Origin of the sequence: Aeromonas sobria (assembly GCF_006243315.1) — a bacterium.
In the GTDB taxonomy this organism is placed as follows: Bacteria; Pseudomonadota; Gammaproteobacteria; order Enterobacterales; family Aeromonadaceae; genus Aeromonas; species Aeromonas sobria_A.
Window position 1 is genome coordinate 54,582 of record NZ_NKWE01000050.1, and the last position, 25,269, is coordinate 79,850.

Annotated in this window: 25 protein-coding genes and 2 riboswitches; of the genes, 19 read left to right on the forward strand and 6 right to left on the reverse strand. The window is 59.9% G+C overall.

Annotated features, from left to right (window positions below):
- Window positions 1–3 precede the first annotated feature (3 nt).
- Both CF137_RS17215 and CF137_RS17220 read right to left on the reverse strand, forming a co-directional pair.
- The gene (locus tag CF137_RS17215; protein ID WP_139720581.1) at window positions 4–1,059 is read right to left on the reverse strand and encodes an HlyD family secretion protein; all 1,056 of its coding nucleotides are present in this window, start codon (window positions 1,057–1,059) and stop codon (window positions 4–6) included.
- 50 nt (window positions 1,060–1,109) lie between these two features.
- Entirely contained in the window at window positions 1,110–1,574 is a 465-nt protein-coding gene (locus tag CF137_RS17220) for a MarR family transcriptional regulator (protein ID WP_101319129.1), read from the reverse strand.
- A 987-nt stretch (window positions 1,575–2,561) separates the two neighbouring features.
- Between CF137_RS17220 and CF137_RS17225 the strand changes: the two genes are divergently transcribed.
- The 4 genes from CF137_RS17225 to CF137_RS17240 are packed head-to-tail and all read left to right on the forward strand — an operon-like array spanning window position 2,562 to window position 7,736.
- Complete coding sequence (locus CF137_RS17225) at window positions 2,562–3,878, forward strand: 2-hydroxycarboxylate transporter family protein (protein ID WP_139720584.1); 1,317 nt, start codon at window positions 2,562–2,564, stop codon at window positions 3,876–3,878.
- A 22-nt stretch (window positions 3,879–3,900) separates the two neighbouring features.
- Entirely contained in the window at window positions 3,901–5,451 is a 1,551-nt protein-coding gene (locus CF137_RS17230) for an NAD-dependent malic enzyme (RefSeq protein ID WP_139720586.1), read from the forward strand.
- 17 nt (window positions 5,452–5,468) lie between these two features.
- Window positions 5,469–7,037 (forward strand): ATP-binding protein, encoded by a 1,569-nt coding sequence (locus CF137_RS17235; RefSeq protein WP_139720588.1) that lies wholly within the window; start codon window positions 5,469–5,471, stop codon window positions 7,035–7,037.
- A 3-nt stretch (window positions 7,038–7,040) separates the two neighbouring features.
- Window positions 7,041–7,736: a response regulator gene (locus CF137_RS17240; RefSeq protein ID WP_042020115.1), complete on the forward strand. Its 696-nt coding sequence runs from the start codon at window positions 7,041–7,043 to the stop codon at window positions 7,734–7,736.
- Between the two features lie 74 nt (window positions 7,737–7,810).
- On the opposite strand, the gene CF137_RS17245 is transcribed toward CF137_RS17240, so the two are convergent.
- Window positions 7,811–8,710, reverse strand: coding sequence for a DMT family transporter (locus tag CF137_RS17245; protein WP_139720590.1), 900 nt, complete (start codon window positions 8,708–8,710; stop codon window positions 7,811–7,813).
- Window positions 8,711–8,942: 232 nt separating this feature from the next.
- Between CF137_RS17245 and CF137_RS17250 the strand changes: the two genes are divergently transcribed.
- From CF137_RS17250 to CF137_RS17305, 12 genes are all read left to right on the forward strand, one after another.
- A complete protein-coding gene (locus CF137_RS17250) occupies window positions 8,943–9,779 on the forward strand; it encodes a helix-turn-helix transcriptional regulator (RefSeq protein ID WP_139720592.1) in 837 nt (278 codons plus the stop codon).
- Between the two features lie 117 nt (window positions 9,780–9,896).
- Window positions 9,897–11,177 (forward strand): GGDEF domain-containing protein, encoded by a 1,281-nt coding sequence (locus CF137_RS17255; RefSeq protein WP_139720594.1) that lies wholly within the window; start codon window positions 9,897–9,899, stop codon window positions 11,175–11,177.
- A gap of 56 nt (window positions 11,178–11,233) precedes the next feature.
- A complete protein-coding gene (locus CF137_RS17260) occupies window positions 11,234–11,647 on the forward strand; it encodes a VOC family protein (RefSeq protein WP_139720597.1) in 414 nt (137 codons plus the stop codon).
- Window positions 11,648–11,749: 102 nt separating this feature from the next.
- Window positions 11,750–12,439 carry a phosphate regulon transcriptional regulator PhoB gene (gene phoB / locus CF137_RS17265; protein WP_042020121.1) on the forward strand — a complete coding sequence of 230 codons (690 nt, stop codon included), beginning with the start codon at window positions 11,750–11,752 and terminating at the stop codon, window positions 12,437–12,439.
- Window positions 12,440–12,447: 8 nt separating this feature from the next.
- Complete coding sequence (gene phoR / locus CF137_RS17270) at window positions 12,448–13,755, forward strand: phosphate regulon sensor histidine kinase PhoR (protein WP_042020122.1); 1,308 nt, start codon at window positions 12,448–12,450, stop codon at window positions 13,753–13,755.
- 342 nt (window positions 13,756–14,097) lie between these two features.
- Window positions 14,098–15,072 carry a PstS family phosphate ABC transporter substrate-binding protein gene (locus CF137_RS17275; protein WP_101319145.1) on the forward strand — a complete coding sequence of 325 codons (975 nt, stop codon included), beginning with the start codon at window positions 14,098–14,100 and terminating at the stop codon, window positions 15,070–15,072.
- A 181-nt stretch (window positions 15,073–15,253) separates the two neighbouring features.
- Window positions 15,254–16,060 carry a M48 family metallopeptidase gene (locus CF137_RS17280; protein ID WP_139720599.1) on the forward strand — a complete coding sequence of 269 codons (807 nt, stop codon included), beginning with the start codon at window positions 15,254–15,256 and terminating at the stop codon, window positions 16,058–16,060.
- A complete protein-coding gene (locus CF137_RS17285) occupies window positions 16,048–16,554 on the forward strand; it encodes a GNAT family N-acetyltransferase (protein WP_101346440.1) in 507 nt (168 codons plus the stop codon). The genes CF137_RS17280 and CF137_RS17285 overlap by 13 nt, the downstream gene beginning before the upstream one ends.
- Window positions 16,555–16,661: 107 nt before the next feature.
- On the forward strand, window positions 16,662–17,564 hold the full coding sequence (locus CF137_RS17290; RefSeq protein WP_139720601.1) for an ROK family protein: 903 nt from the start codon (window positions 16,662–16,664) through the stop codon (window positions 17,562–17,564).
- Window positions 17,565–17,605: 41 nt separating this feature from the next.
- Complete coding sequence (locus CF137_RS17295) at window positions 17,606–18,340, forward strand: copper homeostasis protein CutC (protein WP_139720603.1); 735 nt, start codon at window positions 17,606–17,608, stop codon at window positions 18,338–18,340.
- Between the two features lie 181 nt (window positions 18,341–18,521).
- On the forward strand, window positions 18,522–19,133 hold the full coding sequence (locus CF137_RS17300; RefSeq protein WP_101319157.1) for an FKBP-type peptidyl-prolyl cis-trans isomerase: 612 nt from the start codon (window positions 18,522–18,524) through the stop codon (window positions 19,131–19,133).
- 189 nt (window positions 19,134–19,322) lie between these two features.
- Window positions 19,323–19,637 (forward strand): DUF2845 domain-containing protein, encoded by a 315-nt coding sequence (locus CF137_RS17305; RefSeq protein ID WP_101319159.1) that lies wholly within the window; start codon window positions 19,323–19,325, stop codon window positions 19,635–19,637.
- A 52-nt stretch (window positions 19,638–19,689) separates the two neighbouring features.
- Here CF137_RS17305 and CF137_RS17310 read toward each other — a convergent pair whose 3' ends face one another.
- Window positions 19,690–19,908: a DUF1107 family protein gene (locus CF137_RS17310; protein ID WP_101323911.1), complete on the reverse strand. Its 219-nt coding sequence runs from the start codon at window positions 19,906–19,908 to the stop codon at window positions 19,690–19,692.
- A gap of 204 nt (window positions 19,909–20,112) precedes the next feature.
- Here CF137_RS17310 and yfcD point away from each other — a divergent pair, with 204 nt between their 5' ends.
- Window positions 20,113–20,595: an NUDIX hydrolase YfcD gene (yfcD, locus tag CF137_RS17315; protein ID WP_240038562.1), complete on the forward strand. Its 483-nt coding sequence runs from the start codon at window positions 20,113–20,115 to the stop codon at window positions 20,593–20,595.
- A 91-nt stretch (window positions 20,596–20,686) separates the two neighbouring features.
- On the opposite strand, the gene CF137_RS17320 is transcribed toward yfcD, so the two are convergent.
- Window positions 20,687–21,613 carry a phenylacetate--CoA ligase family protein gene (locus CF137_RS17320; protein ID WP_139720607.1) on the reverse strand — a complete coding sequence of 309 codons (927 nt, stop codon included), beginning with the start codon at window positions 21,611–21,613 and terminating at the stop codon, window positions 20,687–20,689.
- Window positions 21,614–21,768: 155 nt separating this feature from the next.
- Here CF137_RS17320 and CF137_RS17325 point away from each other — a divergent pair, with 155 nt between their 5' ends.
- Both CF137_RS17325 and CF137_RS17330 read left to right on the forward strand, forming a co-directional pair.
- Window positions 21,769–22,242, forward strand: a complete 474-nt coding sequence (locus tag CF137_RS17325; RefSeq protein ID WP_139720609.1) for a peroxiredoxin — start codon at window positions 21,769–21,771, stop codon at window positions 22,240–22,242.
- A gap of 126 nt (window positions 22,243–22,368) precedes the next feature.
- Window positions 22,369–23,337: a calcium/sodium antiporter gene (locus CF137_RS17330; RefSeq protein WP_139720612.1), complete on the forward strand. Its 969-nt coding sequence runs from the start codon at window positions 22,369–22,371 to the stop codon at window positions 23,335–23,337.
- 72 nt (window positions 23,338–23,409) lie between these two features.
- Here CF137_RS17330 and CF137_RS17335 read toward each other — a convergent pair whose 3' ends face one another.
- The gene (locus tag CF137_RS17335) at window positions 23,410–24,576 is read right to left on the reverse strand and encodes a type III PLP-dependent enzyme (RefSeq protein ID WP_139720614.1); all 1,167 of its coding nucleotides are present in this window, start codon (window positions 24,574–24,576) and stop codon (window positions 23,410–23,412) included.
- Between the two features lie 422 nt (window positions 24,577–24,998).
- Window positions 24,999–25,078, forward strand: a riboswitch (glycine riboswitch).
- Window positions 25,079–25,083: 5 nt separating this feature from the next.
- Window positions 25,084–25,199, forward strand: a riboswitch (glycine riboswitch).
- The last annotated feature ends 70 nt before the right edge of the window (window positions 25,200–25,269 follow it).

A 25,269-nucleotide genomic window follows, 5' to 3' on the forward strand; every position in this document is an offset into this window, starting at 1 on the left:
TGCTTAATAGACATAGTGCAGCAGGCTGAGCAGGTGGATCTGGCCCCGTGCCAGCATGGCGGTCAGGGCATTATCCGGCAGCAGTTGCACCGTGGCCCGCGCACCGGCTGGCAGATGGTCGGGTAGCTGGTCCAGCTCGAGGTGCAGCCGCATCCGCTGGGCATCCCGAACCCAGCGATCCGACTCCACCGGCGCGGCCAACCGACCATTGGCATCAAACTGACCGGCACTCACCCCGGCATCCAGACTGCTCACCCGGGCAGGATAGAGCTGACCCGGCTCGCCATCGAAGGCGACCAGGGCGCGGGTGTGCTCGCCGACATGGCGCAGGCTCTTCTCCCGAAAATCGGCAATGACATCCACCTGTTCCGATACCAGCGCCAGCAGCGGGCTGCCAGCGCTGGCGATACTGCCCGGCTTGAGCTGCAGGTTGGTAATGGTGCCATCCTGATCCGCGTGTACCCGGCTGTAAGAGAGGGCCAGCTCCGCTTGCGCCAGCTTGTTGCTGGCTTGGCGCAGCAACAAGTTGTCCTCTCCGGTCACACCACGGCTGGCCTTGATCTGGGCCAGTTTGGCCTGACTGGCCCGCAGGTTGGCCTGCGCGCTGCGCAGGGCGCTGTCAGTCTCATCTTTTTGTTGTAGCGAAACCATGTGGCGTTGAAACAGCGCATCGGTGCGCTCAGCCTCGCGCCACTTCTGGCTAGCCAGCGTCTCTTTGGCGTTGATGTCGGCAACGGCAGCGGTCAGCGCCGCATCCAGCTCGTTGTTCTGTTGCTCTGCCTGTGCCAAGGCCAAGCGGGCTTGCTCCACCGCCAGTGCGAAGGGCTCGGGATCGAGCGTAAACAGCAGATCCCCTTTCTTGACCTGCTGGTTGTTGTGCACGGCGACCTCGATCACCTTGCCGCTGACCTGGGGGGCCAGCTTGGTCACCACCCGGGTCGCCATCGCCTGAGGGGTGAGGGGCATCAGCAGGTCGGCTATCAGAAAATAGGCAAAAAGGGCGGCAAAGCCTGCCATGGACCATTTGATCCAGCGGGTAAATTGTTGATCCGGGGTCATCTTATTCTCTCTGTAGCATCGGTCTCGGGAGGGCTTGTATCGCCTCCGGCCTATCGGTCGTGGTGCTGTTCAATTTTGCTGAGGGCGTTGGCCGAGATCCGCTGCACCGTGGCTTCAAACAGTTGCAGGGTCTGTTCGTCGATGCCCCCCAGCAGCTCCCGGCGGATATTCATGATGCGGTCGGCGATCTGATCGAGCAGGGTCTGGCCAGCCGGGGTCACGCAGACGATGCGGGCTCGCTTGTCCTGACTGCAGCAGTGACGTTCGATCAGCCCCTGCTCTTCCAGCTGGCCCAGAGTGCGCATCAGGGAGGGGAGCTCTATCTCGAGGGCCTCGGCCAGGGTCTTCTGGCTGACATGGTTTCCCATGCGGGAGAGCTTCCACAGCGCGGTCCAGCGGGGATGGGTGAGGCCAAGGGGGGCCAGCTCCAGATCGGCGGCAGTACGCCATAGCCGGTGCATCCGCGCTATCTGCTCGGCGAGCGACAGCTCGCGCAACCTTTCCAGATCCGTCATCTTCTCATCCTCAATGTACTTAGCCTGCTAAGCATTCTACTTGTTTAGCAGGCTAAGTAAATAGTGTGATAACGATCATGTCTCTGGTCGGATCTTTCGTCGGGGCGGGTAAGTGGCATTCGAGCCCCTGATATTATTTGCGGCACTGATCCGCTTATGGCTCTTTTATCGCGCCGGATATGGCGCCGTGAATGGAGGATATCCGGCGGATATTTTCATGAAATTTTCAGCTTCAGCGAGCAGCGCTTTTTTTATCCGCTAATATTGATGGGGTTATAAAATAAGGGGAAACCGGTTGTGGATGGATATGACAGTGGATGTGTGTATCTGGCAATTGAAACGCTGTTGAGTGATGGGGAATATGGTGCAGAGTCACATCATGGAGTGAATCGGGAGGGCGCTGTCAGAAGTACCGATATCAGTCATGATTTTGACCCCGCCAATATTCCTGTGTTATTGGCAGAATAGAGCTGATCGTGTGCAAGCCTTCTGAGTCAAGCCAGTGCTGTGGTGTTCGCTGGCTTGACTCATCGTTATTTTAATTATCTCTGTTTGCTCTGCCTTCCCGCCGCCGCGCCCCCCTCTTTGCCTTGAAAGCCCAGTGTAGCCAGCGGTTACCGTCACTTCGCTCCTATGGTTAAACCTGCTTATGGTTAAACCTGCTGAATGGCACTCATGATGGGTGATGGGAGGGTATGGGCGCGAGGCTTTTCATCTGGCTCTGTTATTGCGTCAACATAACCCGTTCATTCTGGCGCTATTAGTCCTTTGCAATAAAACGACTGTCATTCGCGTCGCTCGATTTATCCCCCAAGCCCTTTGCCGGGTATCGCTGCCGTGATTTGCAGGGTATTGGATTACGAGCTGGGGTGGCACCATGATGTTTAAGTTTTTAATGTTTTTATATGGCTTTGCAGTCTGGCTAACCGACAGGGGCGATGGGGATCAATAAAGTAGCAGCCACAATCACACGCAGAGCACATAACAATGAAAAACCTCTCGACCCTACAAACCACACAAGAAAAGGCCGCCCTGCTGGGCGGCCAACAAATTGCCGGTATGCCGCTCTTTATATTTCTCGGGCTGGCGACCTGCGTTCTATTTTCCGGCTGGAATGGCTCCTTGCCCCTTGGCATGGTCGGTGCGCTGGCACTGATGTTCGTGCTGGGCACCCTGCTGACCGAGCTGGGTGAGCGGATCATGCCGATCCGCGAATATCTGGGGGGCGGCACCATTCTCGCTATCTTTGGCGGCGCCGCCCTGTTTGAATATCAGCTGCTGCCGGTGCAGGCGGGGCTGGTCATCACCAACTTCATGAAGGAGGGGGGCTTTCTCAACTTCTTTATCGCCAGTCTGGTGACCGGTTCGGTGTTCGGCATGAGCAGTGCTCTGCTGAAAAATGCCGCCATGCGCTATCTGCCGGTGATCCTCGGCGGCGTGACATTGGCCTTGCTGAGTGTCGGCTTGGTCGGCTCCCTGATGGGTTACGGCTTCAAGAATGCCGTGCTGTTGATCGGCCTGCCGATCATGGGCGGTGGCATGGGGGCGGGGGCAGTGCCCCTGGTGGAGATCCTCTCCGGCCCGATGCAGATGTCCAGCGCCGACCTGCTATCGCGCATGGTGCCAGCGGTGGTGATCGCCAATACCCTGGCCATTCTGGTGGGCTCCCTGCTGGCGCGGCTCGGTCGCCGTTACCCCTCCCTGACCGGCAACGGCAAGCTGATGATCAAGGATAATGGCGAGAGCCTTGCTGACGAGCAGGTGGAAGCACCGACCCTGCAGAGTCTCGGCATGGGGCTCTTTATCAGCTCCAGCATGTTCGTGCTGGGCTCCCTGCTCGGCAACTTTATCCCCATGCACCCCTTCGCCCTGATGATCCTGGCGGTCGCCTTTATCAAGGTGAGCGGCCTGTTGCCGCGCCGTTATGAGCAGGCGGCGGCCGACTGGTATCAGTTTGTGGTGAGCAACCTCACCCCCTCCCTGCTGGTGGGGATCGGTGTCGCTTACACCAGTATTCCGGAGCTGATTAGCGCCTTCTCCATCAGCTACTTCGTGCTGGTCATGGTCACCGTAATTGGTGGCGCCCTCGGTGCGGCGCTGGTGGGCCGGATAATCGGTTTCTATCCCATCGAGGCGGCCATTACCGGCGGACTCTGCATGGCCAACATGGGCGGCACCGGTGATGTGGCGGTGCTCTCGGCGGCCCAGCGGATGAAGCTGATGCCGTTTGCCCAGATCTCCTCTCGTCTTGGCGGTGCCGTGATGCTGATTTTAGCCACCGCCCTTATCTCTCTTCTCGCGTGATCCCCGGATACAGGAAACAGACATGAACGACATCATGATGGGCACCAGCTTGCCTTATGCAGAACGCAAGCGCCAAGGTGTGCGCGGTCGCATGCCCCACAAAGAGGAGTCCCTCTCCCAGCAGCGGCGCCGGATCTATCGCTTGGTCAGCGCCATGCAGAGTCCGTTCGATCAACACCTGCTGCTGCGCCAACTGCAGGAGGACAACCCGGTGCTGTTCTACGATCTGGTGCGCCACCACCTGCCGGAGCTGCTGCCGATCATCTACACCCCGGTGGTGGGGGAGGCGTGCCAGCGTCACAGTGACCTCTATCTGCGCAGTCACGGCCTTTATCTCTCCTGGCATGATCGGGACGATCTCGACGACATCCTTGAGTCGGTGGAGCAGGAGGTGGACGTGATCGTCATCTCCGACGGGGAGCGGGTGTTGGGGCTCGGCGATCTCGGTATCGGCGGCATGGGGATCTGCATCGGCAAGCTGGCGCTTTACTCCGCCGCTGGCGGCATCAACCCGGCGCGTACCCTGCCGCTCTGTGTCGATGTGGGCACCAACAACCCCGAGCTGCTGGAGGATGACTCCTACCTTGGCTGGCAATCCCAGCGGATCGACGGCGAGAGCTACTACCACTTCATGGACCAGGTGGTGGCCGCCATTCGCAAGCGCTGGCCGCAAGTGGTGCTGCAGTTTGAAGATTTCGCCGGCAAGCACGCCGCCAACCTGCTGACTCGCTATCGGGACGAGCTCTGCATGTTTAACGATGACATTCAGGGCACGGCGGCGGTCGCCTCTGCCTGCGTGCTAGCCGGTTTGCAGCAGGCGGGCTCCTCTTTGCGTGATGCCCCAGTGCTGATTGTGGGTGCGGGCTCGGCCGGTTGCGGCATCGCCGCCATGCTGGCCCAGCTGGCGGGCAGCAGTGATGGGGTCTGGCTGTTTGATCAGGATGGGGTGGTCTGTGGCGATCGTCCCACACTGACCCGTGCCCAGCAGCCCTTTGCCCGTGCCGTGGAGGAGGCCAACAACTCGCTGCTGGAGACCATCCGCCAAGTGCGCCCGGCGGTGCTGATCGGAGTGAGTGGCCAGGGCGGCCTCTTTACCCGCGAGGTGTTGCAGGCGATGGGGGAGGTGTGCGAGCAGCCGGTGATCCTGCCGCTCTCCAACCCGACCCGCAGCGCCGAGGCAACACCCGAGCAGGTGTGGGAGGCCACCGCTGGCCGCGCCCTGCTGGCCACCGGCAGCCCCTTTGCACCGGTAACGGTGGCGGGTGAGCGACGGGTGGTCTCCCAGTGCAACAACGTCTATGTCTTCCCGGGCATTGGTCTGGGGGCCTGCGCGGTCAAGGCGCGCCGCATCAGCGATGGCATGTTGCTGGCCGCGGTGCGGGCGGTTGGTGCTTACCCACTGCTGGCTGGCCGACTGCTGCCCCCCATCGAACAGGTAGGAGAGGTGGCCCGGGCGGTCGCCCGCGCGGTGGCACTGGTTGCCCGTGAGGAGGGATTGGCCGATTTTAGTGGCGATCCGGCACCTTTGATTGACCAGACCTGGTGGCATCCGCACTATTGGGTTGCATCCTGACGTTTTAAGGTTCTTGCATGAAACTTCGCCATCAGCTGGTCACCCTTTCGCTCGGGCTCTCCCTGCTGCTGATCCTCATTCTGGGCAGCCTGCTCGCCCTCTTTATCCGCCATCTGCTGGAGAGCAACCTGCAGGAGAAGGGGAGCGATCTGGCCCGGATCATGGCGGCCGACAGCCGGGTGGTAGCCGCCTTGCGCGAGGGCGGTGATCCTACTCTGCGAGATTATATAGAGGGCGTCAGTAGCCGCACCGACGCCACCTATATGGTGGTGACCGACGAACATGGCCGTCGTCTCAGCCATCCCAATGCCGAGTTGGTGGGGCTGAAATTCCGTGGTGAGGATATCTGGCCTGCACTGCATGAGCGGAGCAGTTATTGCTCCAAGGCTCGGGGCACCATGGGGCTGGCGATCCGCTGCTTCTCGCCGGTGCTGGGGGCGGATGGCCGCACCATGGGTGCTGTGGTGGTTGGCTATTTGATGCAGCAGGTAGAGGGCATCTACATGGAGCGGGTGGCCCTGCTCATCAGCGCCATAGTAGCGGTGCTGGGGTGTGGCCTGTTGCTGGCGCTCTGGGTGCAATACCTGCTGCGCAAGACCTTGCTGGACTTGGAGCCGGAGACCATTGTGCGCCGCTTTACCCTGCAGGATCTGGTGCTGGAGCACATCACCGAAGGGGTGATTGCCCTCGATAGTCGCGGCAACATCAACATGATCAACAGTACCGCCAGCTATCAGTTACGGCTGCCAGCCACCGGGCGTCACGCTCTGCAGGGGCTGTCGCTGGCGGAGCTGGTGCCGCCGCTCGCCCCCTGTCTGGATCAGGAAGCCGGGGAGGTGAGTTTCACCATTCAGGGGGAATCCTTCGTTGGTCGCTGGCAGGCGGTGCAGGGCAAGGTACCGGGTCGGCTGTTGATCTTCAGCCGTCCGGAGGTGGCCGCCAGTCTGGGGGTGCAGGTGACCCACTTGCGTCAGTATGCCGAGATGCTGCGGATGCAGAGCCACGAGTTTGCCAACAAGCTGAGCAGCCTCTCCGGCTTGTTGCAGCTGGGCCACGTAGATCAGGCGGTAGAGTTGATCCAGCAGGAGAACGAAGCGTGCCAGACCATGCTGCAGGAGTTGCTGCGGCTGATCGACAACAAGCCGGTGGCAGGGCTTATTCTTGGCAAGTTCAGCCGGGCCCGCGAGCTGGGGGTGACCCTGGAACTCGATCCCGATTCGGCGCTGGCGGAGTATCCGGCTTCGGTCTCGGCCGACCTTATCACGCTCATTGGCAACCTGCTGGATAACGGCCTGCAGGCGGCCTGGCGTAATCGGCAACAGCGGCCGCCCCGGGTGTTGTTGTCCCTCTGCGATGTGGGGCGACGGCTAGTGATCGAGGTGGAGGATAGCGGCGAGGGGGTTGACGAGGAGCTGGCTGATCATCTGTTCGATTACGGGGTGAGCCGCCAGAGCGGTGATCACGGGGTTGGCCTGTTCCTGGTCAAGGAGACCGTGGGGCGACGTGAGGGTGTGATAGAATGGCGACGAACCGCCGAGCAGACCACCCTGTTTGGTATCTACTTGAATAAAAACCAATTAATGTGAGCCATGGACCCAATAATCACGCTTGTTATTGAAGATGACGATCGGATCGGTGCCATCTTGGCAGAGCTGGTGGCGGCTACGTCAGGCTTCGCGCTGCTGGGCCGGGCCGGTACCTTGGCCCAGGCCGATGCCATGATGGCCGGTGCGGTGCCCCAACTGCTGCTGGTGGATGTCTCCCTGCCCGATGGCTCCGGCCTTGAGTGGGTGAGCCGTCTGCGCAGCCACAACCGCGAAGCCTACGTCATCATGGTGACCGCCTCGCGGGATGTGGAGACCATCCAGCAGGCCCTCAATCTGGGGGTTCATGACTACGTCATCAAGCCATTACGGCTGTTTCGCATCCAGCAGAGTCTGGACGAGATCCTGCAACTGCACCGCAAGCTGGGTGAACGGGGACGGCTGGAGCAGGAAGATCTCGACAAGCTGTTGGGCAAAGGTGGCCGCTCCCAGCCCAAGGAGGTGCGTATCACCCCCAAGGGGATCGACAGCATCACCCTGCGGCAGGTGCTGGATCTGCTGGCCGGTGAGCCGGACAACGTCTTCTCCACCGACACGGTGGCGCTGCGGCTGTCGCTCAGTCGCACCACGGCGCGCCGTTATCTGGAGTATCTGGAGTCGGAAGACCGGGTGGATGTGGATCTCAACTACGGTCAGCGGGGGCGGCCGGAGCGGCGCTATCGCTGGCGTCGGGCGGGTTGAGGCGCCCACTGGCAAGCATTGCAGAAACAACAAGGGAGCCAGTGGCTCCCTTGTTGTTTTCAGCGGTTTGCCGATCAGGCGGCATGCCGCACCGGTTGAGGGGGGCGTTTTTTCAGCTGAGAGATCATCACTCCGCCCAAAATGAGCCCGCCACCCAGCAGATGGTAGCCATGGATTGGCTCCCCCAGACTGATGACGGCGATCAGTGCAGTACAGAGTGGCAACAGGTTCATAAAGACCGAAGTTCGCTCAGCCCCCATACAAGCGAGGCCGCGCATCCAGCAATAAGCCGCCAGCAGGGACGACGCGAGCCCGGCGAAGAGCACCAAACCCCACCCTTGGGCAGGTACAACCAGCGAGTCGGCGCTGAGGGCCACCGGCACCAGCAGTAACACCGCCAGCAGGATCTGCATATAGAGGTTGAGCCAGGGGCCGAACGGCAGTTGCCAGCGGCGGATCAGCAGGCCGTAGAGGGCATAGCTGGCAGCACCGAGCAGCATCATGCCATCCCCCGGATTGATGCCGTTGTGCAGCAGTGCCAGCGGTTGCCCCTGACCGAGCAGCCAGAGTACGCCGAACAGGGAGATGACCATGCCCAGCAGGGCTTGCTTGCCGGGGCGTTGACCGAAGAAGAGGGCACTCAGTAACAGGGTGAGCAGCGGCACCAGCGAGCCGATCACCCCCATATTGGTGGCCGAGGTACTGTGGGCGGCGTAATAGGCCAGACACTGAAACAGCACCATGCCGAGCGCCGCCAGCACCAGCAGTTTGCCAAACCAGGGGCGGATTTCGCTGCGGCGGCGCCACAGTTGGGGCAAACAGAAGGGGGTCAGTACCAGCGCGGCGATCACCCAGCGGTAAAAGGAGATGGCAGCGGGATCGAGCACGCTGGCGGCGGCCTTGGAAACCACGGTATTGGTAGCCCAGATCAGCACAGCTATCAGCGGGAAGAGCAGGGGGGAAAAGATTCGCATCAGAGGCTCCTTATAAACAGGGGTCAAGTCTACCCTTGTCTTTATATTATCAAGTAGCGTAAAACAGACAGATGACCCAGCAGAAAAGACAACTCTTTCTGATGCACCCTAGTTCGGCCCAACAGCGTTGGTTTTGCCCGCAGCTTATTGCTGCCTGTTATCTGTGCCAGAGCCTGTGCCAAGAGGGATTTTCATCGTTCTCTCTCCCCCTTCTCGCGGGTAAGGAACACTGATGGCAACCCACCACTTTAATCCGGCAAATGTCGATCTGCCTGAGCCCAATCCGCTTTATTTCAGTTACCAGCAGATGTTGGCCGACAGCGCGACCGTGCTGCACTCCCACCCCTGGGGCCAGCTCAACATGATCAGTCTGGGGATCATGGAGATAGTGCTGGGGGAGCAGCGGCTGGTGGCCCCTGCCGACTACTTGATCTGGGTGCCGGCGGATCTGGAGCACACCTCCTACAACGAGCAGGCCCTCGACTACACCTCCATCTATGTCAACCACCAGCTGGCGGCCAAGCTGCCACCAGAACCCAGATTGCTGCTGCTCACCCCACTTATCCGCGCCCTGCTGGCCGATTTTTGTGAACGCCAGATAGGCCATATGGGGGATGCCTGGGATCAGCATCAGGCCGAGTTACTGGTGGAGCGGCTGGCGCGCACCCGTTGTCAGGAGAGCTACCTGCCGATGAGTCAGGACAAGCTGCTGGCCCCCATGCTGGCGGTGCTGCACGGCGATCCTGCCGATCCCCGCACCCTGGCGCAGTGGGCCGGGCAGTTGCATACCACTGAGCGCACCCTGGCACGGCGCTGCCTGCGGGAGCTGGGGATGAGCTTTGGTCAGTGGCGGGTGCGCTTGCGACTGCTCAAGGCGCTGGCCTGGCTCAAGGGAGACATGCCCATTCAGGAGATCAGCTGGCGGCTCGGTTACAGCTCTACCTCGGCCTTTATTGCCATGTTCAACCGGGCGCTGGGGTGCTCGCCGCAACGTTATCGCCTACAGTCTGCCGGGCGCCATCCACAGGTAGTGGTGGGTAAACCCGCAGATGGGATGCTAACATATTGATGCTATTAATATTTGATTGAGGTTAATGGTTCTTTCAGGTTCCTTCATGGTGGCTGGCACAGCTCATTGCGGATCAATAATGAAGGGATGCATCCATAAAGGTGTGATGGGGTCAGCATGGCTAGGTTCAGTTCCCGTTTTACCGATTCATTGTTCTGGTGTCTGCTGATGCTGACCGGCTGTTGTATCTTGCTGTTCGAGTTTGGTCCGGAGCGGGTGCTGGATATCAAGGCGTGGCCACTCTCTATCACAGTGCAGCAGGACGCGGACGCTGCGCCGGGGTCGGCCCGTTATGCACCGTCTGCGGCTGGCCATCCCGGGGTGGAATGTCTCTTGTCTGCCCGCCAGGAAAGCTATCCTGGCTGCGGCCTTATCCTCACACTGACCTCCCCGGCGCAGGGGATCAATCTTGCCCGGTTTGGTATGCTGCGGGTGCGTCTGGGGTTTACCGGGAAGGGTGAGCAGGATTGGAGTTTTTACCTGCGCAACTATACCCCGGAGTACAATCCTCCCGGCGATCCGTTGGCACCCAAATTCAACGAGATCATCTTCCGTCAGGCGGATTACGGTAAGACCCATGAGGTTCCGCTGGATGTCTTTACCCCAGCGACCTGGTGGATCAAGCGTTACAATGTGCCACTGCATCAGCAGGGGGCGAATCTGAATCGGGTCTATGCCATCGAGGTGGTCGCGGGTTCAGATATGCTACCTGGCAAGCACGGGGTAGTGGTCGAAGAGCTGCAGTTTCATGGCCCCTGGCTTGATGCCACCTTGTTTTACCGACTGATCCTGTTTGTTTGGTTTATCTACGGCTGTGCGGTCTTTCTGGTCAACCACCTCGCCATGAAGCAGCGCTTGCAGCATGCCCATCAGGCCAAGCTGGAGGTAGAAGTACTCAACCGTACCCTGAGCGAAGAGAACCGCCGCTCCCGCGAGGAGGCCTGTTATGATCCGCTGACCGGAGCCCTCAACCGTCTCGGCGGTGAGCGGCTGCTGGCCGAAATAGGTGAGCTGGCCTGTGCCGTTATCTATATCGATGTGGATCACTTCAAGCAGATCAACGACACCCACGGCCATCCGGTGGGGGATGAGGTGCTCAAGCATCTGGTGAGCGAGATCCTGCGTCACTGTGATGCACTCTGCCATCTGGTGCGCTGGGGTGGGGAGGAGTTCGTGCTGGTCTGCTTCCATTACGATAGACTGCGAGCCGCCAGCTTGGCCGAGCGGCTGCGGGTCGTGCTGGCCGCCTATCCCCATTGGCCTTCAGGCTTGCGGGTCACCGCTTCGTTCGGGGTGGCCGAGCGTGCAGGGGATCCGCTGGAGCTGTTACTCAAGCGCGCCGACGAGGCGCTCTATCAGGCCAAAAAGCGGGGCCGCAACCGGGTGGAAGTGAACTGACCGCAGTGCTACCGTGCCGCCAACCGCCGAAAAATCAATGAATGCGAGAGAGTAAGATGACAAAACAATCGATCGGGGCGCTGACCCTGCTGGTGGCCAACTACGACCAGGCCATCGGCTTTTTTACCGAGGGACTCGGCTTTGAGCTACTGGAAGATACCCGCCTTGATGAGCCGGGCAAACCGGGCAAGCGCTGGGTGCGGGTCGCCCCCAAAGGCGCCCCCGGCTCTGCACTGCTGCTGGCGCAAGCGGCCAATGCGCAGCAGCAGGCTGCCATAGGCCAGCAGGGCGGCGGCCGGGTCTTTCTGTTCCTCGAGACCGATGACTTCTGGGGGGATTACCAGCGGATGCAGGCGTACGGTGTTCATTTTTGTGAACAACCCCGCGACGAGCCCTACGGCATGGTGGTGGTGTTTGAGGACATCAGTGGCAACCGCTGGGACCTGCTGCAACGTACTGCTGCCAACTGAATCTGAAAACCTTTATCATCCCGCCTGTCATAAAGTCATAAAAGTGTCACAGAAAGTTCTAATAATTGGCGCACCCATCTTCACACAGGAGAGAGAAGGGATATGGCTAAGCGAATTCTGGTGGTCGAGGACGAAGCACCGATCCGCGAAATGCTCTGCTTCGTGTTGGAGCAGAAGGGATATGAGACGATTGAAGCGGAAGATTACGCCGATGGACTGGCGAAGGTGTGCGAACCCTACCCCGAACTCATCGTGCTGGACTGGATGATGCCGGGCGGCAGCGGCATCCAGTTTATCAAGCAGCTCAAGCAGGATGAGGTGACGCGCCAGATCCCGGTGGTGATGCTCACCGCCCGCGGTGAAGAGGAGGACAAGGTACGTGGTCTGGAGGCCGGTGCCGACGACTACATCACCAAGCCGTTCTCGCCCAAGGAGCTGACCGCTCGCCTCCATGCGGTGATGCGCCGCGTGTCGCCCACCTCGGTGGACGAGGTGATCGAGGTGCAGGGGCTGAAGCTGGACCCTGTCTCCCACCGGGTCAGTGCCGAAGAGAAGGCGCTCGACATGGGGCCGACCGAATTCAAGCTGTTGCACTTCTTCATGACCCACCCCGAGCGGGTCTACAGCCGTGAACAGCTGCTCAACAATGTCTGGGGTACCAATGTGTACGTCGAGGACAGAACCGTGGATGTGCATATTCGTCGCCTGCGCAAGGCGATCGAAGAGACAGGGCACGACAGATTGATCCAGACGGTGCGTGGAGCCGGATACCGCTTCTCAACCCGTCTCTAGGGGCAGTTATGTTGCAACCTTACGCCTGGCGGCGACAGTTGTGGCGGGTGGTGTTCTTCTATACGCCGTTCGCATTGGTTGGTTGGTTGATTGATCACCTTCCGCTCTGCTTGCTGGTAGCCGCTGTGCTGCATCTGGGCTGGCACTACCGTTTCCAGAAGCGGCTATCTGACTGGCTGTGGCACGATCGCAGCCTAGTGCCCCCCAGCGGCAGTGGCAGCTGGGAGTACATCTTCAACGGTATTTACAAGTTGCAGCAGCGTCACCGCGCCCGACGCCGCGAGCTGGCGGGGTTGATCCGTCGCTTTCGGGAGGGGGCCGAGGCCTTGCCCGATGCCGCCGTGGTGTTTCGCACTGACGGCAGCATCCTCTGGTGCAACCGGTTGGCGGAGCAGCTGCTCGGTTTTCGCTGGCCGGAGGATTCTGGTCAGCATATCGGCAACCTCATTCGCAATCCGGCCTTTAACGCCTATCTGGGCAAGGGTGCGTATGACGAGCCGCTGGAGATGCACTCCCCGATTAACGAGGAGAAGTTTCTCGAGTTCCGGATCATGCCCTACGCCTCGGATCAGGCGATGCTGGTGGTGCGGGATGTCACTCGCTTGCGCAGCCTCGAGAAGACTCGCAAGCACTTCGTCTCCAACGTCTCCCATGAGTTGCGCACCCCGCTGACCGTGCTCAAGGGGTATTTGGAAATGACGGCGGAGATGGCCGAGGAGCCGCTCTCGCCCGCCATGTGGGCCAAGGCACACCGGGTGATGATGGAGCAGACCATCCGGATGGATAATCTGGTCAATCAGCTGCTGATGTTGTCGCGCATCGAGGCTGCGCCCACCGTGGATCTCTCCCATCTGGTGGATATGCCCGCCATGCTGGGGCTGCTGGAGCAGGAGGCGCGGGCGCTATCGGGGGATCGGGCCCACCAGATCGAATTTATGGTACAGCCTGACCTGTTGGTGCGCGGGGATCAGGAGCAGATGCGCAGCGCCGTCTCCAACCTGGTCTACAACGCCATTCACTACACCCCGGCGGGGCGCAAGATCACGGTGGAGTGGCGCAAGCAGGGGGCGATGGCGCTATTTGCCGTGAGCGACGAGGGGGAGGGAATCGCCCCCGAGCATCTGGCGCGCTTGACCGAGCGCTTTTATCGGGTCGACAAGGCCCGTTCCCGCCATACCGGCGGTTCAGGGCTCGGTCTTGCCATCGTCAAGCACGCCCTCAGCCATCATGACTGCCAGCTCGATATCGAGAGCCGGGTCGGCCTTGGTAGCCGCTTCAGCTTTCTCATTCCGGGCCGCATGGTGGTGATTAAATAGTCTTTTATAGCAATGGGTTAGCTGCAACAAGAGGGCCACTGAACGTGGCCCTCTTTTCATTTGTTCGAATCTGTCGCTATGTCATTAAAGTGTCACATTAAATCCATAAATTTGTCACTGCCAGGTCAGATACTGGCGCCGTCTTAAGAGCAGACCTTCTGCCATGTTGGCCAGAGGAGCCTGAATGAAACGCAACGATCTGATTGACTGACTCAGTCGGGTTGACCATCACAAGACAGTGTTAATCGGCGCCATGTATTGGCAATAACCTTCTGTCATCTTTGATAGAGGGGACAGAATGAAACTCAAGGCAGTCGCCTTCTGTAACTTTGGAGAGATTGGATGAAACTCAACAAACTGGCTGGTGTAATCGGATTCACCGCAGCAACCCTGTTTTCTGTCAGCGCTCTGGCTGCCGGTGTGGATAAAGATCTGCCGGATTACACTCCAACCAGCGGCATTTCGGGCAACCTGTCCTCTGTCGGATCGGACACCCTGGCCAACATGATGACCTTTTGGGCCGAAGAATTTAAGCGTGTGTACCCCAACGTTAACGTGCAGATCCAGGCAGCCGGCTCTTCTACTGCGCCGACTGCCCTGACCGAAGGTGTTGCCCAGTTTGGCCCGATGAGCCGTGCCATGAAGGCCGGTGAAGAGGAAGCGTTCGAGAAGCGTTACGGCTACAAGCCGACTGCTATCCGCGTCGCGGTCGATGCCCTGGCGGTGTTTGTCAACAAGGACAACCCCATCAAGGGGCTGACCATGCAGCAGGTTGACGCTGTCTTCTCCAGCACTCTCAAGTGCGGCGAAGCCAAGGCAGCCACCAAGTGGTCTGATCTGGGTCTGGATGGCAACTGGTCTTCCAAGGATCTGCAACTGTTCGGTCGCAACTCGGTATCCGGCACCTACGGTTACTTCAAGGAGCACGCCCTGTGTAACGGCGACTTCAAGAGCGGCGTGAACGAGCAGCCGGGTTCTGCCTCCGTGGTGCAGTCTGTTTCTGCTTCCCTGAACGGCATCGGCTACTCAGGTATCGGTTATGTCACCTCCGGCGTGCGTGCAGTCCCGCTCTCCAAAGATGGCAAAACCTTCATTGACGCAACCTCTGACAACGCCATCACCGGCAAGTATCCGCTCTCCCGTTTCCTGTATGTTTATGTGAACAAGCATCCGAACAAGCCGCTTGCCCCGATGGAGCAAGAGTTTGTCAAAATGATCCTTTCCAAGGCGGGTCAGACCATAGTCGCCAAAGATGGCTATGTACCGGTGCCAGCCAAAGTGGTGCAGGCTGACCTGAAAAAGCTGGGTATCATCTAAGCGTCAGTTGCCTGCATGTTGTGATAAAGCGAGCCCCTAGCGGGCTCGTTTTGTTTTTGGCGATTATCAGTTTTGTTAATAGCGTGAGCTGGCGGTTTTTACACCAGACAGAGGCCGGTTCTCTTGCGTCGCAGGGCGGCATTTCCGAGAATAGGAGAACGTCACGGCAAAGGATCCCCTCATGATTGCGTCTCTCACCAAGTTTGGCCTGGTTGCCCTCTGCAGCTCCTTGCTGGTCGCCTGTGCCCAGTCACCCACCGGCCGCAGCCAGATGTTGCTCTACTCCCCCCAGCAGATGAGCCAGTTGGGCGCTGACTCCTTCGAGCAGATGAAGAAGCAGGAGAAGGTGAGCAAGGATGCCAAACTCAACGGTTATGTCTCTTGTGTCGCCAAGGCGGTGACCGCCCAGGTGCCTGCCAGCTACGGTATCACCAACTGGGAAGTGGTGGTGTTTGACTCCAAGCAGGTCAACGCCTTCGCCCTGCCCGGTGGCAAGATCGGGGTCTACAGCGGCTTGCTCAAGGTGGCCAAGAATCAGGATCAACTCGCCACCGTTATTGGCCACGAGCTGACCCACGTATTGGCCCAGCACTCCAACGAGCGGCTATCTCGCAGCCAGCTGGCAGATATTGGCTTGGCGGCAGCTGACATCGCCATGGGCACCAGCGAGTATCGCGGCGCCACCATGGCCGCCCTTGGCCTTGGGGTCGAGGTGGGGGTGATGCTGCCCTATGGCCGCACTCAAGAGAGCGAAGCTGACCGTTTGGGCCTGGAGCTGATGGCCCGTGCCGGTTTTAACCCTGCACAAGCCGTTCCCTTGTGGCAGAACATGAGTGCTGCTGCCGGTGGCAACGCGCCGCCACAGTTGCTTTCTACCCACCCCAGCAACGAGAACCGTATCGCGGAACTGCAGGCACAACAGGCGCAAGTGCAGCCACTCTATGAGCAGGCCCGAGCCAACGGTCTGGTGCCCCAATGCAAGGCATAAGCTTGCGCATGGCGCGCAGTGAAGATGCCGCCGCCATGACGGTGATGCAGCGAGCCAGCTGGCTCGCGGCTTATGGTCAGGTGCTCGGCGCTGACATGCTGGAGCAGCTCGATGTCACCGCTCATCTGCAGATCTGGCAGAGCCGTCTGGCAGAGTCGGGCCCAAGGCCCATGCTGCTGTGTCTCGATGAGGTGGTGGTTGGCCTGCTCTACTGGCAGCCATTGCAGGAAGCGGGGCAGACCCGTGCCCTGATCCGCGCGTTTTACCTTCACCCTGATCACTGGCGGCAAGGCTACGGCAAGCGGCTGTGGCAGACGGTGGCGATGCAGATGCGCCGCGCCGGTTGCCATAGCGTCAAGTTATGGCTGCTCGACGGTAACCACATTGGCGAGGGGTTCTACCTGCGCCGCGGTTTCGTCTTTGACGGTCAGGAGCGCACCCTGACAAGCCTCGGGCACGCTTGCCTGCAGCGACAAATGAGCCGTTTGCTCTGAGCACTCTCCCGTTTTTCGCCCCCGGTCACTTTATTTTTTTTGCGAATTAATACAATGTCACCCCAGAACAGATCGGGATAAACACGGGCTGACAAGGGAGTGCTGGCATGTATTACGGCTTTGATATCGGTGGAACCAAGATTGCCTTTGCGGTGTATGACGGCGGGTTGAACCTCTGCCATGAAGAGCGCATGAGCACCCCCGGCAACGATTATGAGGGGTTGCAGCAGCTTATCCACTCTCGGGTCGAGCAGGCTGATACCCGCTTCGGCGCCAGAGGCTCGGTTGGCATTGGTTTTCCAGGCATCATCAACAGTCATGACCACAGCATAGTGGCGGCCAATTTGCCCTCCATCAATGGTCGTCATCTGGGCGCTGACTTGGCGGAGCTGCTAGGGCGACCGGTCAAGGTTGAGAACGATGCCAACTGCTTCCTCTGGTCCGAAGTGCATCAGGGCGCTGCCGACAGTGCAGGCAGTGCGCTCGGTGTCACCATCGGCACCGGGATCGGCGGCGCCGTCTATCTGGCAGGCACGCTGATCCAGGGCCGTAACTGGCTGGCTGGCGAGATTGGCCACTACCCCCTGCCCGCCACCATGCTGATGAAGTATCCCGAATTACCCCGTCCCCGTTGCGGCTGCGGCCGTCTGGTCTGTTTTGAAACCTATGCATCCGGCACCGGTCTGGAGCGTCTCTATCACCATTTCCATGGCCAGCGCGCCACGGGTCACCAGATTGTGGGGCGTTTCGAGGCCCATGAGCCCCATGCGGTCGCGACCGTCGATTGCTGGCTAGAGATCATGGCCGCCGGGCTTGCCACCGCTATCTCGGTGATTGATCCCGAGGTGGTGGTGTTGGGGGGCGGCCTGAGCGGCCTGCCTGCCCTCTATGAACAGTTGCCGCTGCGCCTGCCAGGCCATTTGTTGCCCGGTGTTGCCCTGCCCGAGATCCGCCAGGCCCGCTTTGGCGGCGCCGGTGGTGTGCGTGGCGCAGCCTTGCTCAATCTATGAGATCAGATGTGGGGTCTGATCTCCCCGATAAAGGAGTCCTCATGACCCGTCTTGAAATCTGTATCGACAACCTGGAATCCCTGTTCACCGCCCAGCAATCGGGGGCGGATCGCATCGAGCTCTGCTCTGCGCTGGGGCTGGGTGGCCTGACCCCCTCTTATGGCTTTATGCAGCTGGCAGCCAGCCACGCCAGCGTGCCGGTGTACGCCATGATCCGCCCCCGCGCCGGGGACTTTTGCTTCAGCGACGGCGAGTTCGAGATGATGCTGTTGGATATCGCGGCGGCGCGCGCTGCAGGCCTGCAAGGGGTGGTGGTCGGGTTGCTGGATGAGGAGGGTCGGGTGCCTGCCGCCAAACTCAAACAGCTGGTGGATGCAGCCGGCCCGTTGGGAGTCACCTTCCATCGCGCCATCGATCTCTCCTCCGACTGGCGACTGGATCTGGAGACCATAGTCGCCGCCGGTTGTGAGCGCATTCTGAGCTCGGGCCATGCACCGACCGCGCTGGCGGGGCTGGAAACCCTGCAGGCGATGCAGCAGGCGCTGGCGGGGCGCGCCAGCCTGATGCCGGGGGCCGGGGTCAATGCCGACAACGTACGGACCATCATCGAGTTCACCGGGGTGAGCGAAGTGCATATGTCAGGCATGGGTTGGCGTGGTGGCATGGTGCCCCATGGTGTGAATATGGGCACCTCGGATGACNNCACCGATGGCGCCAAGGTGGCTACGGTGCGTGCGCTACTGGATCGCGCTGATGCCACCGAAAGTGAGGTTTAAGTCCAAAGGTTCAGTGTGCCATTGTGCCTGACAGGATCGCCGCTGATAGGCGGCGATCCTGCTCTTCTTGTGTGAAGTTCCTCTCACTGACGGGGAAATCAGGGGCGCTCCCGGCAGCACCCCGGCCAAAAGTCTGATATTATCCCGCCTCTTTACTACATGGATCTGGAGCAACATCTCAATGTCCCAATACGACTCTATCGAACAGAAGGCCAGCTATGGCATCGGCCGCAACATGGGTGAGCAACTGGCGCAGCAAGCGTTCGCCGGTCTGGATATCCCGGCCCTGCAACAAGGTCTGGCAGATGCTCTGAATGGTCTGGAGTTCGCGGTTAGCCGTGACGATGTCAATGATGCCTTCCAGGTGATCACTGCACGCATGCAGGAAGAGCAGGAAGCTGTCGCCAAGGCCGCTGCTGCCGATGGCGAAGTTTTCCTGGCTGACAACGCCAAGCGCGCCGAAGTGAACGTGACCGACTCCGGTCTGCAGTACGAAGTAATGGTTGAAGGTAACGGTGCCGTTCCGGTAGCCGGTCAGTCCGTGCGTGTGCACTACCACGGTACCTTCACCCACGGTGGCGTATTCGACAGCTCAGTCGCCCGTGGCCAGCCAGCTGAATTCCCGGTAACCGGCGTTATCGCTGGCTGGGTTGAAGCATTGCAGATGATGCCGGTTGGTTCCAAGTGGAAGCTCTACATCCCCCACGATCTGGCCTACGGTGCCCGTGGTGCCGGTTCCATCCCGCCCTACTCTGCACTGGTATTTGAAGTCGAGCTGCTGGACATCCTGTGATCCTGCTAGTTTGATGCAAACGGCGACCCTCGGGTCGCCGTTTGTTTTTGGTGCTATGTGATAGACAGCATTTGTCGCGGCCAGCGGGCTGGAGAGCAGAAATTGGCAGCTCTTTTGCGCCATTGACTGGTTTTTTCAGCAACGGGAACAGGCATACTGCGACTCATTCGACAGGATAAGGAGAACCCGATGAGCAAGAAGATGAAGAAGGTAGCGGCACTCACCCTGCTGCTGTTGAGCATTCCGGCCAGTGCCGATGCCATGCGCTGCAAGAACGCCCTGATCACCGAGGGAGATACCACCGCCGAGATGTTGCTCAAGTGCGGTGAGCCGATGTTGCGTGAAGAGCTCAACCGCAATGAAGAGAACCAGTTTGGCAACATGGTGCAGGTCAGATATGGCGAACGCTGGACCTACAACTTCGGCAAGAACGAGTTCATGCGCTTCGTCACGGTGCGCAACGGTATCATTACTGACATCGAAAACGGCCCGCGCGGCGACTAGCCGGCGGGCAAAGCATGGATGCACAACAGACAGTAGGGCAAGACCCTTTGACTCACATGTCCAGCAAGGGCTCGTTGTGACCAAGTTGGCTGACGGCCTGATTGATCTGGCGAGCCAGCCTTAACCGCTGGCGGCAGGTCAGGCCATGGATGCTGATCCTGCCGGCGCTGAATTCAAATGTCCCCAGCGACTCGATGGCAAAATAGCCTCGGTGAAAGCTCTTGATGTAGCGAGCGATCTGCCGCGGGGATAACTGCTTGAACACCTTCATCACACGGTTCCCTCATTGCTTGGACAGGGCACACTATGGTGTCAGTCGATGACACTGAGATGACGGTTTGTAAAGATTTGCATGAATCCTCATTCTGGCGACGGGAGCCAGAAAAGGGCTGCCCCGACAGAAAAAGTAGTGCCATGACAACGGGCTGCACCGATATACTGCGGGTTTGAATGGAACGAACAAAAGGGTCTGCGCGTGGAATGGGTTGATGTGGTGGACGGCAATAACCGGGTGATTGGCGTGGCCGAGCGAGCCAAGGTGCGGCGGGAGAATCTCTGCCATCGCGCCAGCTATATTCTGGTGCTCGACGACGCGGATCGGATCCTGGTGCAGCGGCGCACCCTCAGCAAGGATTTCTGCCCCGGTATGCTGGATGCCTGCGCCGGTGGTGTGGTCACTACCGGTGAGGAGATGGAGCTCTCCGCCCGGCGCGAGCTGGCCGAGGAGCTGGGGATTGCCGATGTTCCCCTGCAGGGATTTGGCAGCTTCTACGCCGAAGGGGAGGGTTATCGGGTTTGGGGCGGCCTTTTCAGTTGCCGCTATCAGGGGCCGGTGCAGCTGCAGGCCGAAGAGGTGAGTGCGGTGCACTGGATGAGTCTGGCCGAGATTGCCGAGCGCGCCGCTGAATTTACCCCAGACTCCCTGCTCGCCATCGCCAGCTGGCAGGCGAGACGCTGACAGACTTCAGACATTCTCCGCGCCAGAGATAAGACGGGCAGCCTGATGGCTGCCCGTTTGCATTTTTGCATGTCTGCATCTCAGTGGGTTGCTACACCAGCTTGAGGCATCGGTTGGTGCGCCCGCACCCGCTGGGTTTGGCGAGCCAATGGCCTTGCCAGTCGGTGACCAGCCGCAGCAGGGGATACTCCAGATCGAGCCTTGTTACCACCAGTTGGCCGATTTCGTCGCCGCTCACCAGTTCGCCGCTGGCCAGATCGACTATCTCGATGATGCAGCTCTCGTTGACGATAAAACCCTGACCGGGCTGGCTCTCGTAGGCCACCACCCCCACATCCTGCCACACCAGACAGTTGAGGGCCGCGATGCCGTGAATGGCGCGCAGCGGCGCGGTTTCAGGATGGGTGGCCTCGCACAGCAGGGCGCGGCGCAGCGAGTCGCTCGGGATCTCCGCCGCTTCGGCAGCCTCCAGCAGGTCGAGCAGGGTCACCAGCGGGCCGACGTAGCCGGTGGGCTGATAGCGCAGCAGCGCTTCCAGCTGGCGCTGGGTATCGTGTGGCCCGCAGGGCACCACGGGAGCCCCCAGCTGACGGGCACCGTTATCGAAGATAAAGGCGGTGGGGCCGGCATGATAGTCGTGGCCGTTGAGCATCACCTCCCCCGCCTTGAAACCGGCGGCAAACAGCGCCCGGGCGGCGCCCCACCAGTCTGCCCCGGCATATTCGGGGATGGCCAGCTGACCCGGACAGGAGAAGACCCGCAGCGCCTGACTGGCGGGCCGACCGGTAAGACCAGCGAAGGGGGGATGAGCCTGCTGGGCGGCAAACAGCTCTTTGCTATCGAGCAGCGGGAGGGTGGCCAGCTCTGCCAGATCCTCGAGGCGACACTGGCGATAGGCGCTGGAGTAACCGGCGCAGTATTGACTGACATGGGTAAGCTGATGATTGAGCTGGTCCAGTTGCTGCTGTTCGCGCATGGCGGTGGGGCGAATTTCCAGACCATCGTAGTAGTGTTGCATGGGGCCTCCTGGCGCCGTGAAACCTGCTCAAGAGTAGTCTGCCCAAGGGAAAAATGCCTGCCGCCATCCGTGGCCCTGCTCCGTGTACCGGTTAGGCGGCGTCATCACAGTGGGATAAACTGGCCACTTTCCACCACGACTCAGGACGAGAACTCATGATTGCTGTAGGACAACCCCTGCCTGCGGGCGAATTTACCTTTATCACCGCCGAGGGCAAGCAGCTGCGGGATAGCCACACGCTGTTCGCCGGTAAAAAAGTGGTGCTGTTTGCGGTACCCGGCGCTTTTACTCCGACCTGCTCCAATGCCCATCTGCCCGGCTATGTGGTGCTGGCCGATCAGTTGATGGCCAAAGGGGTCGATGCTATTTGTTGCCTCTCGGTCAATGACGCCTTTGTGATGCGGGCTTGGCAGGCAGCCCAGAATGCCGAGGCGATCACCATGCTGGCGGATGGCGATGGCAGCTGGACCCGGGCGTTGGGTCTGGCCAAGGATACCGGCGCTTTTGGCGGCATCCGCGCCCAGCGCTTTGCGTTGATCGCCAACGATGGCGTGGTCGAGCAAGTGTTTGTGGAGGCGCCCGGCAAGTTTGAGGTCTCAGATGCCGCGAGCCTGCTGGCTGCGCTGTGAAATGTTAATCGTGGTTTGATTTTTCCTTGAAATGGGAGATCTGCCCGTTACACTGGGCCACATGTGTGAAAGGAGCCAGGCCAAGAGTCTGGCTCTGCTATTTTCTGGCGATGGGATGGAGAGATTATGACCCTGGCTTTTGTTGCCCTGATTGCCGGACTGGCGCTGCTGGTCTGGAGTGCTGACAAGTTTGTGGATGGCGCTGCGGCGACCGCCCGTTATGCGGGGATGCCACCGCTGCTGATCGGCATGGTGATTATCGGTTTTGGCACCTCGGCCCCCGAGATGGTGGTCTCGGCACTGGCCGCCTCGCAGGGTAATCCCGGGTTGGCGCTCGGTAATGCCTATGGTTCCAACATCACCAATATCGCGCTGATCCTGGGTCTGACAGCACTTATCAGCCCGATCGCGGTCGCCTCTCAGGTGGTACGCAAGGAGATCCCCATACTGCTCGGCATTACCCTGCTCTCCGGCGCCCTGCTGCTCGATGGTCATCTGGGGCGGATGGATGCGGCCATTCTGGGGGTGGCGTTTGTTGGTCTGATGGGCTGGTCCATCTGGGCTGGCATGAGGGGCAAGGGGGATCCGCTGGACGCGGAGACCGCCGAGGATATCGAGAGCGAGGGGATGTCCCTCAAGCGCGCCATTCTCTGGCTCATTGTCGGGTTGGTGCTACTGATCGGCGCCTCCCGTTTGCTGGTATGGGGCGCGGTGACCATCGCTCAGGCATTTGGCATCAGTGATCTGGTGATTGGTCTCACTATCGTTGCCATCGGTACCTCGCTGCCAGAGCTGGCCTCATCGCTGATCGCTATTCGCAAGAACGAGCACGACCTGGCGCTGGGCAACGTGATCGGTTCTAACCTGTTCAATACCCTGGCGGTAGTGGGGATTGCGGCGGGTATCCACCCCCTCGACGTGGCACCGGAGGTGCTTACCCGTGACTGGACCGTCATGATGGGGCTGACCCTGTTGCTGCTGGTGATGTGTCTGGGCCGCAAGGGACAAGGCCGCATCAACCGGCTGGAGGGGGGCGTGCTGCTGAGCTGCTTCGTCGCCTATACCGGCTGGCTGCTGACCAGTCAGTTTATCTGACCGATGCCGATGAAATGAGAGAGGGGGAAGCTCAAGCTTCCCCCTCTTGTTTTTGCTTGGTGAGCTGCTCGCTCAGGCAACCGCCACCAGCTTTTGCCCCTTTTGGCTGCTGTCCAGAATCAGGATGCTCGCCTTGGGGAAGAAGTTGAAGGTGGATGCCGATGCCCAGGTGTAGGCACCCATCACCTTGCCAATCACCAGCTCGCCGATAGCCAGATCCGGCAGCATGATGCCATCGCGGATCACATCCACGCTGTCGCAGGTGGGGCCGGAGAGCACCGAGTTGTGCTGCTCGCCACTGGCATAGGGGGTGCTCACCGGATAGGTGACGTGGTCATAGAGCTGGCCGTTATAGCTGCCGTAGAGGCCGTCATCCAGGTAGTACCAGATCTTGTCGCCGCGGTGGGCCTTGCCCATCACGCTGGAGACTGAGGTCATGGCCGGTGCGCTGATAAAGCGGCCCGGCTCGGCAATCTTCTGCACGGTGGCGGGCAGCTTGGCCAGCGCCTCGCGGATCGGCGCGCAGAAGCCGTCGATATCAAACTCGCCGCCATCATAGTCGACCGGGAAGCCGCCGCCGATATCCAGTACCCAGGGCTTGAGCCCGAGATCCCAGGACTGCTCCATGATCTCGCGACAGGCATCGATAGCCTGTACATGGCGTCGTGAGTGGGGCACCTGAGAGCCGACGTGGAACGACAGTCCCATCACCTTGATCCCNNGCAGCAGCGGCAGGGCTTGCTCCGGGGTGCAGCCGAACTTCTTGGAGAGGTCGACCTTGGTCTCCGGGTTCGGGAAACTGACCCGCAGCAGCAGTTTCACTTCGTCCTTGTAGGGAATGAACTTCTCCAGCTCCAGCGGGTTGTCGTAGACAAACACGGTGCAGCCGAACTCCAGCGCATAACGGATATCGCTGTCGCGCTTGATGGGATGGGTATGAATGCAACGTCCCGGGCGAACCCCCTGACTGCGCACCAGATCCACTTCGCCATTGGTGGCGAGATCGAAACAGGCCCCTTCTTCCTGCAAGACAGAGACCACTGCCTCATGGGGCAGGGGTTTGAGCGCATAGTGCAAGCGCACATTGGGCAGGGCAGCAGCCAGCGCCCGATACTGTTTGCGGACCGCTGCCTTGTCGAGCAGCAGCAGGGGGGAGCCGAATTGTTCAACCAGCTGACGGTAATCTTGTGCAACTACATCTTTTGCAACCACATCTTTTGCAACCAGAGTCTCGTTCATTCTCTTTTGGTCATCCTTAGGGGGCGTGATATGCCCAAGCCATATGCGATTGAACCGGCGACGGCCGGGTCAGGCGAGAGGTCCGGTGGGACCAACCGAACACAGTGCATAAATTGATGGCAAAGTGCTTGGTTATGCGCCGAATTATCGGCTTATTGATTCTGTGTGCAAGCATTTTGATTGGATATGTTGGCAAGATTTTCTTGGCGAAACGAGAGAGCGCACTGCTCTCTATCCGGCAGGATTCCCATTCGGAGCACGCATCACTCATTTACCCTTAACCTATTGATAGTTAACTAAGGTTTGACATTTTTACCGGCGCTCAGCCTGCCGCTTAAAAAATACCAGTGGGGGTTTTCAAGTGCGAGACAGCTCACACTTTTTGGATTAACATGCCCGCTTCCTAATCCAAACTAGTTCGGATGAAGGTAGCAGGAGAGCGATGGGGGACCATCCACCGAAGAAGTAAATCTTTCAGGTACCGGGCAACCGGTGTGGACTGCTACTGGACGATACTCTGGAGAGACCCGTTAGATCGGGCGCCGAAGGAGCAAGGCACCATGACGACCCGCAAGGGCAGGCTGGTGTCGGAAACTCTCAGGCAAAAGGACAGAGGGGATGGGATGGTTGTACCTGAGCTTTGAACTGTTCACGATCTGTCACGAGAGGTCATCAGCAAGGTAAAGAGCAGCG

Excerpts from the sequence above, each read along its gene's own strand:
- CF137_RS17215 (WP_139720581.1), bottom strand. The coding sequence starts at position 1,059 with ATGACCCCGGATCAACAATTTACCCGCTGGATCAAATGGTCCATGGCA.
- CF137_RS17220 (WP_101319129.1), bottom strand. The coding sequence starts at position 1,574 with ATGACGGATCTGGAAAGGTTGCGCGAGCTGTCGCTCGCCGAGCAGATA.
- CF137_RS17225 (WP_139720584.1), top strand. The coding sequence starts at position 2,562 with ATGAAAAACCTCTCGACCCTACAAACCACACAAGAAAAGGCCGCCCTG.
- CF137_RS17230 (WP_139720586.1), top strand. The coding sequence starts at position 3,901 with ATGAACGACATCATGATGGGCACCAGCTTGCCTTATGCAGAACGCAAG.
- CF137_RS17235 (WP_139720588.1), top strand. The coding sequence starts at position 5,469 with ATGAAACTTCGCCATCAGCTGGTCACCCTTTCGCTCGGGCTCTCCCTG.
- CF137_RS17240 (WP_042020115.1), top strand. The coding sequence starts at position 7,041 with ATGGACCCAATAATCACGCTTGTTATTGAAGATGACGATCGGATCGGT.
- CF137_RS17245 (WP_139720590.1), bottom strand. The coding sequence starts at position 8,710 with ATGCGAATCTTTTCCCCCCTGCTCTTCCCGCTGATAGCTGTGCTGATC.
- CF137_RS17250 (WP_139720592.1), top strand. The coding sequence starts at position 8,943 with ATGGCAACCCACCACTTTAATCCGGCAAATGTCGATCTGCCTGAGCCC.
- CF137_RS17255 (WP_139720594.1), top strand. The coding sequence starts at position 9,897 with ATGGCTAGGTTCAGTTCCCGTTTTACCGATTCATTGTTCTGGTGTCTG.
- CF137_RS17260 (WP_139720597.1), top strand. The coding sequence starts at position 11,234 with ATGACAAAACAATCGATCGGGGCGCTGACCCTGCTGGTGGCCAACTAC.
- phoB (WP_042020121.1), top strand. The coding sequence starts at position 11,750 with ATGGCTAAGCGAATTCTGGTGGTCGAGGACGAAGCACCGATCCGCGAA.
- phoR (WP_042020122.1), top strand. The coding sequence starts at position 12,448 with ATGTTGCAACCTTACGCCTGGCGGCGACAGTTGTGGCGGGTGGTGTTC.
- CF137_RS17275 (WP_101319145.1), top strand. The coding sequence starts at position 14,098 with ATGAAACTCAACAAACTGGCTGGTGTAATCGGATTCACCGCAGCAACC.
- CF137_RS17280 (WP_139720599.1), top strand. The coding sequence starts at position 15,254 with ATGATTGCGTCTCTCACCAAGTTTGGCCTGGTTGCCCTCTGCAGCTCC.
- CF137_RS17285 (WP_101346440.1), top strand. The coding sequence starts at position 16,048 with ATGCAAGGCATAAGCTTGCGCATGGCGCGCAGTGAAGATGCCGCCGCC.
- CF137_RS17290 (WP_139720601.1), top strand. The coding sequence starts at position 16,662 with ATGTATTACGGCTTTGATATCGGTGGAACCAAGATTGCCTTTGCGGTG.
- CF137_RS17300 (WP_101319157.1), top strand. The coding sequence starts at position 18,522 with ATGTCCCAATACGACTCTATCGAACAGAAGGCCAGCTATGGCATCGGC.
- CF137_RS17305 (WP_101319159.1), top strand. The coding sequence starts at position 19,323 with ATGAGCAAGAAGATGAAGAAGGTAGCGGCACTCACCCTGCTGCTGTTG.
- CF137_RS17310 (WP_101323911.1), bottom strand. The coding sequence starts at position 19,908 with ATGAAGGTGTTCAAGCAGTTATCCCCGCGGCAGATCGCTCGCTACATC.
- CF137_RS17320 (WP_139720607.1), bottom strand. The coding sequence starts at position 21,613 with ATGCAACACTACTACGATGGTCTGGAAATTCGCCCCACCGCCATGCGC.
- CF137_RS17325 (WP_139720609.1), top strand. The coding sequence starts at position 21,769 with ATGATTGCTGTAGGACAACCCCTGCCTGCGGGCGAATTTACCTTTATC.
- CF137_RS17330 (WP_139720612.1), top strand. The coding sequence starts at position 22,369 with ATGACCCTGGCTTTTGTTGCCCTGATTGCCGGACTGGCGCTGCTGGTC.